At 73.0% G+C, this 13,687-nt stretch carries 15 protein-coding genes; 13 read left to right on the forward strand and 2 right to left on the reverse strand.

The window, feature by feature from the left end:
* Nucleotides 1-25 precede the first annotated feature (25 nt).
* Entirely contained in the window at nt 26-811 is a 786-nt protein-coding gene (locus VIG76_RS01045) for a peptidylprolyl isomerase (protein ID WP_331950117.1), read from the reverse strand.
* 59 nt (nt 812-870) lie between these two features.
* Here VIG76_RS01045 and VIG76_RS01050 point away from each other — a divergent pair, with 59 nt between their 5' ends.
* From VIG76_RS01050 to nusB, 13 genes are all read left to right on the forward strand, one after another.
* A complete protein-coding gene (locus tag VIG76_RS01050) occupies nt 871-2,304 on the forward strand; it encodes a replication-associated recombination protein A (protein WP_414640590.1) in 1,434 nt (477 codons plus the stop codon).
* Nucleotides 2,305-2,489: 185 nt separating this feature from the next.
* On the forward strand, nt 2,490-3,119 hold the full coding sequence (rpsD, locus tag VIG76_RS01055) for a 30S ribosomal protein S4 (protein WP_331950119.1): 630 nt from the start codon (nt 2,490-2,492) through the stop codon (nt 3,117-3,119).
* A gap of 120 nt (nt 3,120-3,239) precedes the next feature.
* Nucleotides 3,240-3,419 (forward strand): hypothetical protein, encoded by a 180-nt coding sequence (locus tag VIG76_RS01060; protein ID WP_331950121.1) that lies wholly within the window; start codon nt 3,240-3,242, stop codon nt 3,417-3,419.
* A 3-nt stretch (nt 3,420-3,422) separates the two neighbouring features.
* Complete coding sequence (gene alaS, locus VIG76_RS01065; RefSeq protein ID WP_331950123.1) at nt 3,423-6,080, forward strand: alanine--tRNA ligase; 2,658 nt, start codon at nt 3,423-3,425, stop codon at nt 6,078-6,080.
* Nucleotides 6,081-6,085: 5 nt separating this feature from the next.
* The gene (ruvX, locus tag VIG76_RS01070; RefSeq protein ID WP_331950125.1) at nt 6,086-6,550 is read left to right on the forward strand and encodes a Holliday junction resolvase RuvX; all 465 of its coding nucleotides are present in this window, start codon (nt 6,086-6,088) and stop codon (nt 6,548-6,550) included.
* A gap of 4 nt (nt 6,551-6,554) precedes the next feature.
* On the forward strand, nt 6,555-7,739 hold the full coding sequence (gene mltG / locus VIG76_RS01075) for an endolytic transglycosylase MltG (RefSeq protein ID WP_331950127.1): 1,185 nt from the start codon (nt 6,555-6,557) through the stop codon (nt 7,737-7,739).
* A 5-nt stretch (nt 7,740-7,744) separates the two neighbouring features.
* Entirely contained in the window at nt 7,745-8,563 is an 819-nt protein-coding gene (locus VIG76_RS01080) for a shikimate dehydrogenase family protein (RefSeq protein WP_331950129.1), read from the forward strand.
* Nucleotides 8,564-8,565: 2 nt separating this feature from the next.
* Nucleotides 8,566-9,759, forward strand: coding sequence for a chorismate synthase (gene aroC, locus VIG76_RS01085; protein WP_331950297.1), 1,194 nt, complete (start codon nt 8,566-8,568; stop codon nt 9,757-9,759).
* Nucleotides 9,760-9,788: 29 nt separating this feature from the next.
* Complete coding sequence (locus VIG76_RS01090) at nt 9,789-10,265, forward strand: shikimate kinase (RefSeq protein WP_331950299.1); 477 nt, start codon at nt 9,789-9,791, stop codon at nt 10,263-10,265.
* On the forward strand, nt 10,262-11,338 hold the full coding sequence (gene aroB, locus VIG76_RS01095) for a 3-dehydroquinate synthase (RefSeq protein WP_331950131.1): 1,077 nt from the start codon (nt 10,262-10,264) through the stop codon (nt 11,336-11,338). Before VIG76_RS01090 ends, aroB begins: the two co-directional genes overlap by 4 nt.
* 85 nt (nt 11,339-11,423) lie before the next feature.
* Nucleotides 11,424-11,879 (forward strand): type II 3-dehydroquinate dehydratase, encoded by a 456-nt coding sequence (gene aroQ, locus VIG76_RS01100; RefSeq protein WP_331950133.1) that lies wholly within the window; start codon nt 11,424-11,426, stop codon nt 11,877-11,879.
* Nucleotides 11,880-11,935: 56 nt separating this feature from the next.
* Nucleotides 11,936-12,496: an elongation factor P gene (gene efp / locus VIG76_RS01105; RefSeq protein WP_331950135.1), complete on the forward strand. Its 561-nt coding sequence runs from the start codon at nt 11,936-11,938 to the stop codon at nt 12,494-12,496.
* Nucleotide 12,497: 1 nt separating this feature from the next.
* Entirely contained in the window at nt 12,498-12,932 is a 435-nt protein-coding gene (gene nusB, locus VIG76_RS01110; RefSeq protein WP_331950137.1) for a transcription antitermination factor NusB, read from the forward strand.
* Between the two features lie 38 nt (nt 12,933-12,970).
* Here the strand turns inward: nusB and VIG76_RS01115 are convergent, their stop codons facing one another.
* Nucleotides 12,971-13,651, reverse strand: a complete 681-nt coding sequence (locus VIG76_RS01115; RefSeq protein ID WP_331950139.1) for a hypothetical protein — start codon at nt 13,649-13,651, stop codon at nt 12,971-12,973.
* Nucleotides 13,652-13,687 lie beyond the last annotated feature (36 nt).

The raw sequence follows: 13,687 nt of genomic DNA on the forward strand, positions 1-13,687 counted from the left end.
GCTGATCGGCGCCTCCGGTCGTCCGTCAGTGCACGGTGAGCGCGGTGATCGTCGTCTTCACCGCCGGTGCGCCGTCGCCGGTGGACTGGGCCGATGCGACGACGCCCTTGTCGGTGATCGCCGACCTGAGCGCCGGGAGGCCGCTCGTGATGTGGCCGAAGACGGTGTAGCCGCCGGGCAGCGTCGTGTCCTTGTAGACGAGGAAGAACTGGCTGCCCTGGCTGTCCGGCTGTCCGGTGTTCGCCATGGCGATCGTGCCCGCCGGGTACACGCCGTCCCTCGGCGCGTTCTCGATGGGGCCGAAGCTGTAGCCGGGGCCGCCGCTGCCGTCGCCGTTCGGGTCGCCGCACTGCAGCACGTAGAGCTGCTTGACCGTCAGCCGGTGGCAGCTCAGGCCCGTGTAGAAGCCCTGCTGCGTGAGGCTCACGAAGTTCGCGACGGCCTGCGGGGCGGCCTTGCCGTCGAGCGAGATGCCGAGCTTCGTCGTGTTCAAGGTCATCGTGCCCGTCCACGTGCGATTCTCCGAGAGGGCCTTCGGCGGCACCGTCCTGGTCGGCGTGGGCGTCGGCGAGGTGGTCGCGGAGGCGGATGGCGAGGGCTTCGATGCCGGCTTGCCCGGGCCGCTCGTGAAGTAGAGGACCTGCGCCGTGATCGCCAGCGCCACGACGACGAGGAGCACGATCGGCGCGATCAGGTCGTCGCGCCGGCGTCGCTGCACCTGCTGCTCGTGCACCGTCCGCCGTGCCGTGAAGAGCCGGTTGCGCCGCCTCGCCTCGCGTTCCGCGCGTTCCCGCGCGCTCCGTGCCGCCACGTGCCGTCCCTCCGCTGTGAGCGGCGCCCATCGTAGGAGGCGCCGGTAAGGATGCCGCGATGGAGGCGCGGCCTGTCCGCCCGTCCGCCTATCGTGTCCGCGTGCAGGCACAGGTCGGGTTGCGGTCGGGTCCGGTCCCGCTCGCGGTGCGGATGCGGCCGAAGTCGCTCGACGAGGTCGCCGGCCAGGCGCATCTGCTGCGGCCCGGGTCGCCGCTGCGCCGCCTCGCCTCATCCGACGGCGCGAGCGGCGCGACCTCGGTGCTGCTCTGGGGTCCTCCCGGCACCGGGAAGACCACGCTGGCGCAGGCCATCGCCGCGAGCTCCGGGCGCCGCTTCGTCGAGCTGTCCGCCGTCACCGCGGGCGTCCGCGACGTGCGGCAGGTGATGGACGAGGCCCGCACCACCGCCGATCTCTACGGCACGTCGACCGTGCTGTTCCTCGACGAGATCCACCGGTTCAGCAAGGCGCAGCAGGACACGCTGCTGCCCGGCGTGGAGAACGGCTGGGTCACCCTGATCGCCGCGACCACGGAGAACCCGTCCTTCTCGGTGATCGCCCCGCTGCTGTCCCGGTCGCTGCTGCTCACCCTGCAGCCGCTCTCCGACGACGACCTCGGGATGCTCGTCGACCGGGCGCTCGTCGACCCGCGCGGGCTGGTCGACCGGTTCGTGCTCGAGTCGGACGCCAGGGCCGCGATCGTGCGGCTCGCCTCCGGTGACGCCCGGCGGGCGCTCACCGCGCTGGAGGCGGCGTCGATCCTCGCCGCGGACGCGCCCGCCCAGGAGCACGACGCCGACGAGGGCCGGGACGAGGACGAGGGGGCCGGGGGCGAGCCGGAGCGGCCCCGCATCACCACCGAGCTCGTCGCGACCGCCGTCGACCGGGCGCTGCTCCGCTACGACCGGGACGGCGACGAGCACTACGACGTGATCAGCGCGTTCATCAAGTCCGTCAGGGGCAGCGACGTCGACGCGTCCATCCACTACCTCGCCCGGATGATCGAGGCGGGGGAGGATCCCCGCTTCATCGCCCGGCGCATCATCGTGCTCGCCGCCGAGGACATCGGCATGGCCGACCCGCAGGCGCTGCCGCTGGCGATCGCCGCCGCCGACGCCGTGCAGTTCATCGGCATGCCGGAGGGGCGCATCCCGCTCGCCGAGGCGGTCACCTACCTCGCGCTCGCGCCGAAGTCGAACGCCTCCTACCTGGCGATCGACGCCGCGATCGCCGATGTGCGCGCCGGCCGCATCGGCCGGGTGCCGCCGCACCTCCGCGACGCGCACTACCCGGGTGCCAAGCGGCTCGGCCACGGCAAGGGCTACCGGTACGCGCACGACGGCGAGCACGGCGTGGTCGAGCAGCAGTACCCGCCCGACGAACTCGTGGGCCGCGACTACTACGCCCCGACAGGAAACGGGTTCGAGCGTGAGACGGGCCCGCGGCTCGAGCGGCTGCGCCGCCGGGTTCGCGGGATCGAGGACGGCGGTTGACCCCGCTGCTCTGCTAGAATCGTCGGCGGCCTGGAGCGGATCCACCGTGTCGTGCGGCTGCGACACCGGAACCGCGAGGGGACCCGCGTCTGTAGCCGACCGGTTCCCGCACAGCACGACCCTCGCGATGCTTTCGCTCGCGCCCGCGCGAGCGAGTCCGTTTGTCGAGTTCCCGGAAGGAACGCATGTCCACCAAGTCCCGCACCCGCGGCAAGGTCCGCCTCTCGCGTGCGCTCGGGGTCGCCCTGACCCCGAAGGCCGCCCGCTACCTCGAGAAGCGCCCCTACGCGCCCGGTGAGCACGGCCGCAGCAAGCGCAAGGCCGACAGCGACTACGCCGTCCGTCTCCGCGAGAAGCAGCGTCTCCGCGCCCAGTACGGCCTGCGCGAGAAGCAGCTCCGCATCGTCTTCAACGAGGCCCGCCGCGCAGCCGGCCTGACCGGTGAGAACCTCGTCGAGCTGCTCGAGCAGCGCCTCGACGCGCTCGTGCTCCGCGCCGGCTTCGCCCGCACCACGGCCCAGGCCCGCCAGCTCGTCGTGCACCGCCACATCCTGATCGACGGCAAGATCGTCGACCGGCCGAGCTACCGGGTGAAGCCGGGCCAGCTCATCCACGTCAAGGAGAAGAGCGAGCAGCTCGAGCCGTTCCAGGTCGCGGCCGCCGGCGGTCACGCCGAGGTCCTGCCGAAGGTCCCGGGCTACCTCGAGGTCGAGCTCGACCGCCTGCACGCCCGCCTCACCCGCCGCCCGAAGCGCGTCGAGGTGCCGATCCAGGCCGACGTGCAGCTGGTCGTGGAGTACTACGCGGCTCGCTAGTCCTCATTCTCAGCACCGAACGCCCGTCCCTCTCGAGGGGCGGGCGTTCGTCGTTCCAGCACGTGGGCCAGGCCCTCGGCTCGGCCTCGGTAGGCTTGACGGTCGGATGAAGGAGGGGCCATGGGCAAGGTTCTCTGGCTGATCGTCGGCGTGCTCGCCGGCATCGTGCTGTCGCAGCAGCTCTCGCGCACGCCGGGCGGTCGACGCGTGCTCGCCGCCGTGAACGGCACGGCCGGGGAGTTCGTGCAGACCTTCGCCGACAGCTACCGCGCGCGCCTGAACGAGAAGGACAACGGCTGATCCGTGCAGACCGCTGACATCCGACGTCGATACCTCCAGTTCTTCGCCGACCGCGGCCACACGGTCGTGCCGAGCGCGTCGCTCGTCTCGCCCGACCCGTCCCTGCTGTTCACGGTCGCGGGCATGGTCCCGTTCATCCCGTACCTGAACGGCACCGTCCCCGCGCCCTACCCGCGCGCCGTCGACAGCCAGAAGTGCATCCGCACCCTCGACATCGAGGAGGTCGGCCGCACGCCGCGGCACGGCACGTTCTTCCAGATGCTCGGCAACTGGTCGTTCGGCGACTACTTCAAGCAGGACGCCATCAGGTGGGCCTGGGAGCTGCTCACGACGGATGAGGCCGACGGTGGCCTCGGCTTCGACCCGAAGGACCTCTGGGTCACCGTCTTCCAGGACGACGACGAGGCCGAGGAGATCTGGCGCGACGAGGTCGGTCTGCCGGCCGAGCGCATCCAGCGGCTCGGCTACGCCGACAACTACTGGATGACCGGCCAGCCCGGCCCCGCCGGTCCCGACTCCGAGATCTTCTTCGACCGCGGCCCCGCGTACGGCGCCGACGGCGGCCCGGCGACCGGCGACGACCGGTACGTCGAGATCTGGAACCTCGTGTTCATGCAGTACGAGATCGCGAACATCCGGTCGAAGGAGGACTTCGACGTCGTCCGCGAGCTGCCGAACAAGAACGTCGACACCGGCATGGGCCTCGAGCGCGTCGCCTTCCTCAAGCAGGGCGTCGAGAACATCTACGAGATCGACCAGATCCGGCCGGTGATCGAGGCGGCGGCCGAGCTCTCGGGCAGGCGCTACGGCGCCGACCACGAGGACGACGTGCGGATGCGTGTCGTGTCCGACCACATCCGCTCCGCGATGATGCTCATGCTCGACGGCGTCACGCCGTCCAACGAGGGCCGCGGGTACGTGCTACGCCGCCTCCTGCGCCGCTCGGTGCGCGCGATGCGGCTGCTCGGCGTCGAGGGGGCGACCTTCGGGGAGCTGTTCCCGGCGTCCCGCGACGCGATGGCGCCCGCCTACCCCGAGCTCGTGCCCGAGTTCGGCCGGATCCAGCGGCTCGCGAACGCGGAGGAGGAGAGCTTCCTCCGCACGCTCGTCGGCGGCACGACGATCCTCGACACGGCGATCACGAGGACGAAGGAGACCGGCGGCCGTGAGGTCGCGGGTGACACCGCGTTCCTGCTGCACGACACGTACGGCTTCCCGATCGACCTCACCCTCGAGGTCGCGGAGGAGGCCGGCCTCTCGGTGGACCGCGGCGCGTTCGACCGCCTCATGCAGGAGCAGCGCGCCCGCGCGAAGGCGGACGCGAAGCAGCGCAAGACCGCCCTCGCCGACCTCTCCATCTACACGGAGTTCCGGGCACATGGCGAGACCGCGTTCCTCGGCTACCAGGAGCTCACCACGGAGAGCCGCGTGCTCGGCCTGCTGCGCGACGGCGTCTCGGTACCGTCGATCGCGCTCGGCGACATCGCCGAGGTGATCCTCGCCGAGACGACCCTCTACGCGGAGTCGGGCGGTCAGGACGCCGACCAGGGCGAGATCCGCGGCCCCGGCTACGTGCTCGAGGTCGTCGACGTGCAGCGACCGGTCGCGGGCCTCGTCAGCCACCGCGTGCAGGTCACCCAGGGCGAGGTCGCGGTCGGCGACCCGGCGATCACGATCGTCGATCCGCTCTACCGCCGCGGCGCCACGCAGGCGCACTCGGCGACGCACCTCATCCACGCGGCCCTGCGGCAGGTGCTCGGACCGGATGCGCACCAGGCGGGCTCCTACAACAAGGCCGGCTACATGCGGCTCGACTTCTCCTGGAACGCCCCGCTCAGCCCCGAGACGCGCAGCGAGGTCGAGGACATCGCGAACCAGCGCGTCAACGAGGACCTCGACGTCGTCACCCGGGTGCTGCCGATCGACGAGGCGAAGGCGCTCGGCGCCATGGCCCTCTTCGGCGAGAAGTACGGCGACGTCGTGCGGATGGTCGACATCGGCGGCCCGTGGTCGCGCGAGCTCTGCGGCGGCACGCACGTCGCGCACTCGTCCGAGATCGGCCTCATCAACGTGGTGGGGGAGTCCTCGGTCGGGGCGACCAGCCGCCGGATCGAGTCCCTCGTCGGACCCCAGGCGTTCCAGGACTTCGCGGCCGAGCGGGCGCTCGTGGCGCAGCTCGGATCGGCGCTGAAGGTGCCGCGGGAGCAGATCCCGGCCCGCGTGGCCGATCTCGCGGCGAGCCTGAAGGCCGCGGAGAAGCGCATCGCCGAGTTCGAGCGTCAGGCGCTGTCCGGACGCGTGCCCGCGATCGCGGCGAACGCGAAGCCGGTGGGCGCCGTGACCGCGGTGCTCGAGCAGGTCGGGGAGCTCGGCAGCGCCGACGACCTCCGCGGTCTCGTCACCGGCGTGCGGGACAAGCTCGGTGCGATCCCCGCCGTCGTGGCGCTCGCCGCCACGGTCGGCGGCCGTCCGGTGGTGATCGTCGGGTCGAACCGCGAGGCCCGGGACGCCGGCGCCAAGGCCGGCCCGCTCGCCCGCGCCGCCGCGCAGGTGCTGGGCGGCGGCGGCGGCGGTCGGGACGACCTCGCGCAGGGCGGCGGGAGCGACGCGTCCGCGATCGGATCCGCGCTCGACGCCGTGGCAGCGGGGCTCCCGCGCTGACCGGCATGCGGCGAGGGGTCCGGCTCGGTGTCGACGTGGGCACGGTGCGCGTCGGCGTCGCCCGCAGCGACCCGGATGGGCTGCTCGCGACGCCGGTCGAGACCGTGCAGCGCGGCGCGGACGTCGCGTCCGTCGTCGCGAGGGTCACGGCGCTGGCCGACGAGCTCGACGCGATCGAGCTGATCGTCGGCCTTCCGCTGTCGATGCGCGGCACCGACACGGCCTCGACCGCGGACGCCCGGTCGGTCGCCGCGATGCTCGCGGACGGCCCCCGGCCCGTGCGGCTGGTCGATGAGCGGCTCACGACCGTCAGCGCCCAGTCGGCGCTGCACGCATCCGGACGGAACACGCGGGGCTCGCGTCCCGTGATCGATCAGGTTGCTGCGGTGATACTTTTGCAGCACGCCCTCGATGCCGAGCGCGCCCGAGGCGAGGCGCCCGGCGCGCTCGTCGATCCGAACCGGAAGTAGCACCGTGGCCAAGACCCGAAGCGGCCAGTTCGACGTGCGTGCCGACGACGGGCGCCCCGACGAGTTCTCCGTCCTGCTCGCGCCCCGCGAGATCGCGGACGGCTCGGAACGCGAGCCGCACCGGCATGGGCGCGGCCGCCACCGCCGCGTCTGGCCGTGGATCGTCTCCGCGGTGGTCGTGCTCCTGCTGCTCGGAGGCGGTGCGCTCGCGGCCGCCTACTCGGTCCATCCCGACCAGGTGAAGAGCCTGTTCGGCTATCGGAACGACTACACGGGCAGCGGATCCGGGACCGTCGAGTTCGTGATCAAGCCCGGCGACCTCGGTTCGACGGTCGCCGACCGGCTCGCGGCCGAGGACGTCACGAAGACCCGTGCCGCCTTCTACGACCTGCTGCTGAAGTCGAAGCCGGAGCCGGCGCTCCAGCCGGGCACCTACAGGCTCGCGCACCACATGAGCGCGGCGACCGCGCTCGCCGCACTCGAGGACCCCGGCCACCTCATGGTCGCCGACGTGCTCATCCGCGAGGGCGACACGGTGCGCACGATCCTGCCCGCGATCGCGAAGGCCACCGGCACGCCGCTGGCCGAGCTGCAGGCCGCGGCGAAGGACTACCGGTCGCTCGGCGTGCCGGCCTCCGCGCCCAGCCTCGAGGGGTACCTCTTCCCGGCGACGTACCGGTTCCAGCCCGGCATGTCGGCGAAGGCGATGCTGACCACCATGGTGAAGCGGATGTACCAGTCGCTCGACGCGGCGGGCGTCGCGCCGGCCGACCGTGAGAAGGTGCTCACCCTCGCGGGGCTGGTGCAGAAGGAGGGCAACGGCGCCGACGACCCGAAGGTCGCTCGCGTGTTCCTCAACCGGCTCGCGAAGCACATGATGCTGCAGAGCGACGCGACGGTGAGCTACGGCGCCGGCGGCACGACCGTCGTGCCCACGAAGAAGCAGTACGCGGACAAGAACCCGTACAACACCGACCTGCACTACGGGTTGCCGCCCGGCCCGATCTCGAGCCCCGGCGATGTCGCCATCCACGCCGCGCTGCATCCGGCGAAGGGCACGTGGCTCTTCTTCGTCACTGTGAACCTCGAGACCGGCGAGACGGTGTTCAGCACGACCGAGGCCGAGCACGAGAAGGCCTCGGCCCGGTTCGACGCGTGGCTCGCCGCGCATCCGAGCTACGCCAAGTAGGCCAGGTGGACGGGACGCGCCGCCTCGCGGTGCTCGGGGCGCCCATCGCGCACTCGCGGTCGCCGCTGCTCCACGCCGCGGCCGCCCGCGTGCTCGGGCTCGACTGGGACTACGGACGCGCGGAGGTGCGCGAGGGAGACCTGGCCGGGTTCCTCGCGGGACTCGGCCCGGAGTGGCTCGGCCTGTCGCTCACCATGCCGCTGAAACGCGCCGTGGTGCCGTTCGTCGCCGATCATGACGCCCTCGTCGAGCGGCTGGGGCTGGCGAACACGCTGCTGCTCGGCGAGCGGCCGCGCCTCTTCAACACGGACGTCGCCGGCGTGGCCGCGGTCCTCGGCGCCGGCCCGTACCGGCGAGCGGTGGTGCTCGGGGCGGGCGCGACGGCGGCGAGCAGCCTCGAGGCGCTGCGCCGGCTGGGCGTGCCCGGACGGATCGTGGCGGCTCGCGATCCGGCGCGCGCGGAGGCGGCGCTCGGCGGCCTCGCGACCGGGTTCGTACCGCTGTCCGATGCGCCGCTGGCGTCGGCCGATGTCGTGGTCGCGACGCTGCCAGGCGGGACCGATTCCGGGGTCGCGGTGCCGGGAGACGCATCCGGCGTCCCCCTGCTCGACGTCGCGTACGACCCGTGGCCGTCCGCGCTCGGCGCGGCCTGGGCTGCGGCCGGCGGCGTGCTGCTGCACGGGCTCGACCTGCTGATCGAGCAGGCGCTCCTGCAGGTGCGGATCTTCACGAGCCGCGACCCGGAGCGGCCGCTGTCGCAGGAGGACGCCGTCCGGGAGGCGATGCGTGCCGCGGTGGGTCGCGACGTCATGGAAGACTCATGACGATGTTGCGCTGGCTCACGGCCGGTGAGTCGCACGGCCCGAGCCTCACCGCCATCCTCGAAGGGCTGCCCGCGGGCGTGCCCGTCTCCCTCGACGCGATCCGCGAGGACCTCGCGCGCCGCCGCCTCGGCGTCGGCCGCGGGTCCCGGCAGAAGTTCGAGCAGGACGAGCTCGCCGTGCCCGGCGGCGTCGTGCACGGCCGGAGCATCGGCGGCCCGGTCGCGATCACGATCGGCAACTCCGAGTGGCCGAAGTGGCAGGAGGTCATGTCCGCCGAGGACGTGCCGCTGACCGACGCCTCGCGGGGTCGCGGCGCACCGCTGACCCGCCCGCGGCCCGGGCACGCCGACCTGACGGGCATGCAGAAGTACGGCTTCGACGAGGCGCGCCCCGTGCTCGAGCGGGCGAGCGCCCGCGAGACCGCGGCCCGCGTCGCGCTCGGCGCCGTCGCCCGCGCGTTCCTCGGCGAGCTCGGCGTCTCGGTGCTCAGCCACGTCGTGGCGATCGGCCCGGTGCAGGTGCCCGAGGACGCCGCCGTGCCGTCCGCGGGCGACGGCGAGCGGATCGACGCCGATCCGGTGCGCTGCGCGGATCCGGCCACGAGCGCCGCGATGGTCGCCGAGATCGAGGACGCGCACCGCGCCGGCGACACCCTCGGCGGCGTCGTCGAGGTGGTCGTGCACGGGCTGCCGCCCGGCCTCGGCTCCTACGTGCACTGGGACCGCCGCATCGACGCCCGCCTGGCCGCCGCACTCATGGGCATCCAGGCGATCAAGGGCGTCGAGGTCGGTGACGGCTTCACGACCGCGCGCCGCCGCGGATCCGCCGCCCACGACGAGCTCGTGCTCGCCGACGGCGCCATCCGCCGCGAGACGGACCGCGCCGGCGGCACCGAGGGCGGCATGACGACGGGTGACGTGCTGCGGGCGCGGGCGGCGATGAAGCCCATCAGCACGGTGCCGCGGGCGCTCCGCACGATCGACGTGGCGACGGGGGAGGCCGCGTCCGCGCACCACCAGCGCTCGGACGTCTGCGCGGTGCCGGCCGCCGGGGTGGTCGCCGAGGCCATGGTGGCGCTCGTGCTCGCCGACGCGCTGCTCGAGAAGTTCGGCGGCGACTCGCTGCCAGAGACGCGCCGCAACATCGAGGGCTACCTCGCCGCGATTCCGCCGACCCTGCGGACCGCCGCGCCGTGACCGCCCGCACCGTGGCCGTGATCGGGCCGATGGGCGCGGGGAAGAGCTCGATCGGGCGCAAGCTCGCGAAGCGCCTCGGCGTGCCCTTCGTCGACACGGACCAGCGGATCGTCGCGGCGCACGGACCCATCGCAGAGCTCTTCGCGGAGCGCGGCGAGCCCGCCTTCCGCGCGATCGAGCGGTCCGTGGTCGCCGACGCGCTCGCCGGGGGCGGCGTCGTCGCACTCGGCGGGGGTGCCGTGCTCGACCCCGGCACCCGGGACGACCTGGCGAGCTGCACCGTCGTGCTGCTCACCGTCGACGAGGCAGCGGTCGCCGCGCGCCTCGAGAACAGCAGGCGCCCTCTGCTCGTCGACGGGCTCGCGTCCTGGCGGCGGATCGCGGACGAGCGCGCAGCGCTCTACGCCGACCTCGCCGACGTCGTCGTCGACACGTCGCGACGCCCGATGGCGCACCTCGTCGAGGAGCTCGCCGAACGCCTGGCATCCGAGGAGGTCGGATCGTGACGGATCCCGTGATCGTGCCCGTCCGGGGCGCCGGCGACTACGACGTCGTCATCGGCCGGGACCTCGGCGACCAGCTCGCCGACGCGCTCGGTGCCGGGGTGAAGAAGGTGCTCGTCGTGCACCAGCCCGTGCAGGCGAAGCGCGCCGAGGCCATCCGCGAGCGCTTCGCAGGCAGCATCGAGGTCCTGCTCGCCGAGGTGCCGGATGCGGAGGACGCGAAGCGCATCGAGGTGGCCGCGTTCTGCTGGCAGGTGCTCGGCCAGGCCGACTTCACCCGCTCGGACGCGATCATCGGCCTCGGCGGCGGCGCGGTCACCGACCTCGCCGGCTTCGTCGCCGCCACCTGGCTCCGCGGGGTGCGGCTGGTGCAGCTGCCCACCAGCGTGCTCGGCATGGTCGACGCCGCCGTGGGTGGCAAGACCGGCATCAACACGACCGAGGGCAAGAACCTCGTCGGCGCCTTCTGGGCGCCCGCCGCCGTGCTCGCCGACCTCGACACCCTGGAGACGCTGCCCCGCAACGACCTGCTCGCCGGCTTCGCCGAGGTCGCGAAGTGCGGCTTCATCGCCGACACCGCGATCCTCGACGCCCTCACGGGCGACCTCGACACGGCCACGGACCCCGCATCCGACGTCTTCGCGGACCTCGTGACCCGCGCCATCCGGGTCAAGGCCGACGTCGTCAGCGGCGACTTCCGCGAGTCGGGGCGCCGGGAGATCCTCAACTACGGGCACACCCTCGGCCACGCGATCGAGTACGCGGAGCGCTACCGCTGGCGGCACGGCTCGGCGATCTCCGTCGGCATGGTGTTCGCCGCGGAGCTCGCCCGCCTGGTGGGCCGCCTCGACGACGACGGGGTCGAGCTGCACCGGGAGATCCTCGGCGGACTCACGCTGCCGCTCGGCTACCCGGCCGGCCGCTGGCCGACGCTCACCGCGGCGATGCGCCGCGACAAGAAGGCAAGGGCGGGCCTGCTGCGGTTCGTGCTGCTCGACGGGATCGGGCGCACGAGCATCCTGAACGGCCCGGAGGACCACCTGCTCTTCACCGCGTACAACGAGATCGCCACCTGACGACGGGCCGGTTCGGACGCATCCGGGCGTCATCGGACGCCCGTTCCGCCCGAAACCGCCCATCCCGCCCCGATACAGTGGCGGCGTGGCTCGCGTCCTGGTCTTGAACGGTCCGAACCTGCAGCGGCTGGGCACCCGGGAGCCGACGATCTACGGATCCGCGACGCTCGCCGACGTCGAGCGGGACCTCGTGGCGGCGGCGCCCGAGGGCGTCGAGGTCGAGCTGCGGCAGACCGACGACGAGGCCACCCTCATCTCCTGGCTGCACGAGGCGGTCGACACCGGCTCCCCGGTGATCATGAACCCCGCTGCGTTCACCCACTACTCGTACGCGCTCCGGGACGCGTCGGTGCTCGTCACCGAGGCCGGCCTGCCGCTGATCGAGGTGCACATCTCGAACCCGCACCGCCGCGAGGAGTTCCGGCACACGAGCGTCGTCTCCGGCGTCGCCACCGGCGTGATCGCGGGTCTCGGCGTCGAGGGCTACCGCCTCGCGCTGCAGTACGTCGCGGGCCGGATCGCCTCAGCCGGCGGCGCGTAGACTGTCGGGTCGGCCCGGCGACCCCGGGCCCTCTCGACCGAAGGAAGAGCATCCACATGGCGTCCACCGCTGACATCCGCAACGGCATCGTCCTGAACATCGACGGCCAGCTCTGGAACGTCGTCGAGTTCCAGCACGTGAAGCCCGGCAAGGGCGGCGCCTTCGTCCGCACGAAGCTGAAGAACGTCGTGACCGGCAAGGTCGTCGACCGCACCTACAACGCGGGGGCGAAGGTCGACATCGAGAACGTCGACCGGCGCGACTACCAGTTCCTCTACCGCGACGGCGACGACTTCGTCTTCATGGACACCACGACCTACGAGCAGCTGCCGATCCCGGCCGCCGTCGTCGGCACCGCGGCGAACTACCTGCTCGAGAACCAGTCCGCGACCATCGCGATGAACAACGACAACCCGCTCTACGTCGAGCTGCCGGCCTCCGTCGTCCTCGAGGTCACCTACACCGAGCCGGGCCTGCAGGGCGACCGCTCGTCGGCCGGCACCAAGCCCGCGACGCTCGAGACCGGCACCGAGATCCAGGTGCCGCTGTTCCTCGAGACCGGCACGAAGGTCAAGGTCGACACGCGCACAGGCGACTACCTCGGCCGCGTGAGCTGACGTGTCGGCACGGACGAAGTCGCGCAAGCGCGCGCTCGACGTGCTCTTCTCGGCGGACGTGCGCGGCGACTCCCAGGCCGACGCGCTCGCCGCGGAGCAGGAGCGCGCCCTCGCCCGCCCCGAGCGCTCCTCGAGCTGGCCGTACGCCCGCGAGATCGTGCAGGGCGTGATCGACCACGCCGCCGAGATCGACGCCGAGATCGCCGAGCGCGCGCCGGCCTGGCCGATCGAGCGGATGCCCGCTGTCGACCGCGCGATCCTCCGCATCGCCGTCTGGGAGATCCGGTACAACGCGGACGTCCCGGCGCCCGTCGCGATCGACGAGGCGGTCGAGCTCGCGAAGGAGCTCTCCACCGACGACAGCCCGCGGTTCGTGAACGGCGTGCTGCACGCCATCGCGGAGCGGACGCAGCTCGGCTCTGCGGCGGATGCCTGAGCCCCGCCGCCGGCTGAGCACCAGGCGCGGGGCCGCCCTCACTCCACCGCGCTGAGCACGACGCCGACGGTGAGCGCCCAGATCGGGTGCCCGGTCGTGCTCGTCGTGACGGTGAAGCGGCCGAGGGGCTTCGCGCTCTGCGCCATCGAGAGCCCGTCCTGGCCGGGGGCGCAGGTGATGACCGTGCTCGTGCCGTCGGAGAGGCCGATGGAGACGGTGCCGTCGCCGCCGCACATGGCGGTGATCAGCACGTGGTGCCCACCGGCGTCCAGCTGGGCGGCGACCGCCCCGCTCGTGCTCGTGAGGGATGCCAGGACCGGGCCCGGCACCGGCGGCGGCACGATCGCGGGCAGCGGAGTGCTGGTCGGGACCGGCAGCGCGGCCGGCGCGGCTGGCGCGGCGACGGTCACGGTTCCCGAGTCCCGCAGGACGGGCGGGGCGCCGGCGCTGCGCCCGGCGAGCAGCGCTCCGAGCATCAGCGTCGCCGCCACGCCGCTCGCGGCGCCGACCGCGGCCCAGCGGTGGTGGCGGCGGGGTGCGTCGATCGTCGGTTCGCTCGCCGGCGGTCGTGCGGCCTCCGTGCCCGGATCGGGCACCCTCCGGCCCGCGGCGGCGAGCGCAGCGGCGTACGCCTCGGAGGCCGCAGGCGTCGCGTCGCGGGCGTAGACGGCCCGGCGCAGCGCGGCGAGGTCGGTCTGCGCATCGTCGTTGCGGTTCACCGGGACTCCCTCCGCCCGGCCATGGTCCCGCTGCCG

It is taken from the genome of Amnibacterium sp. (assembly GCF_036559085.1).
Lineage (GTDB): Bacteria > Actinomycetota > Actinomycetes > Actinomycetales > Microbacteriaceae > Amnibacterium.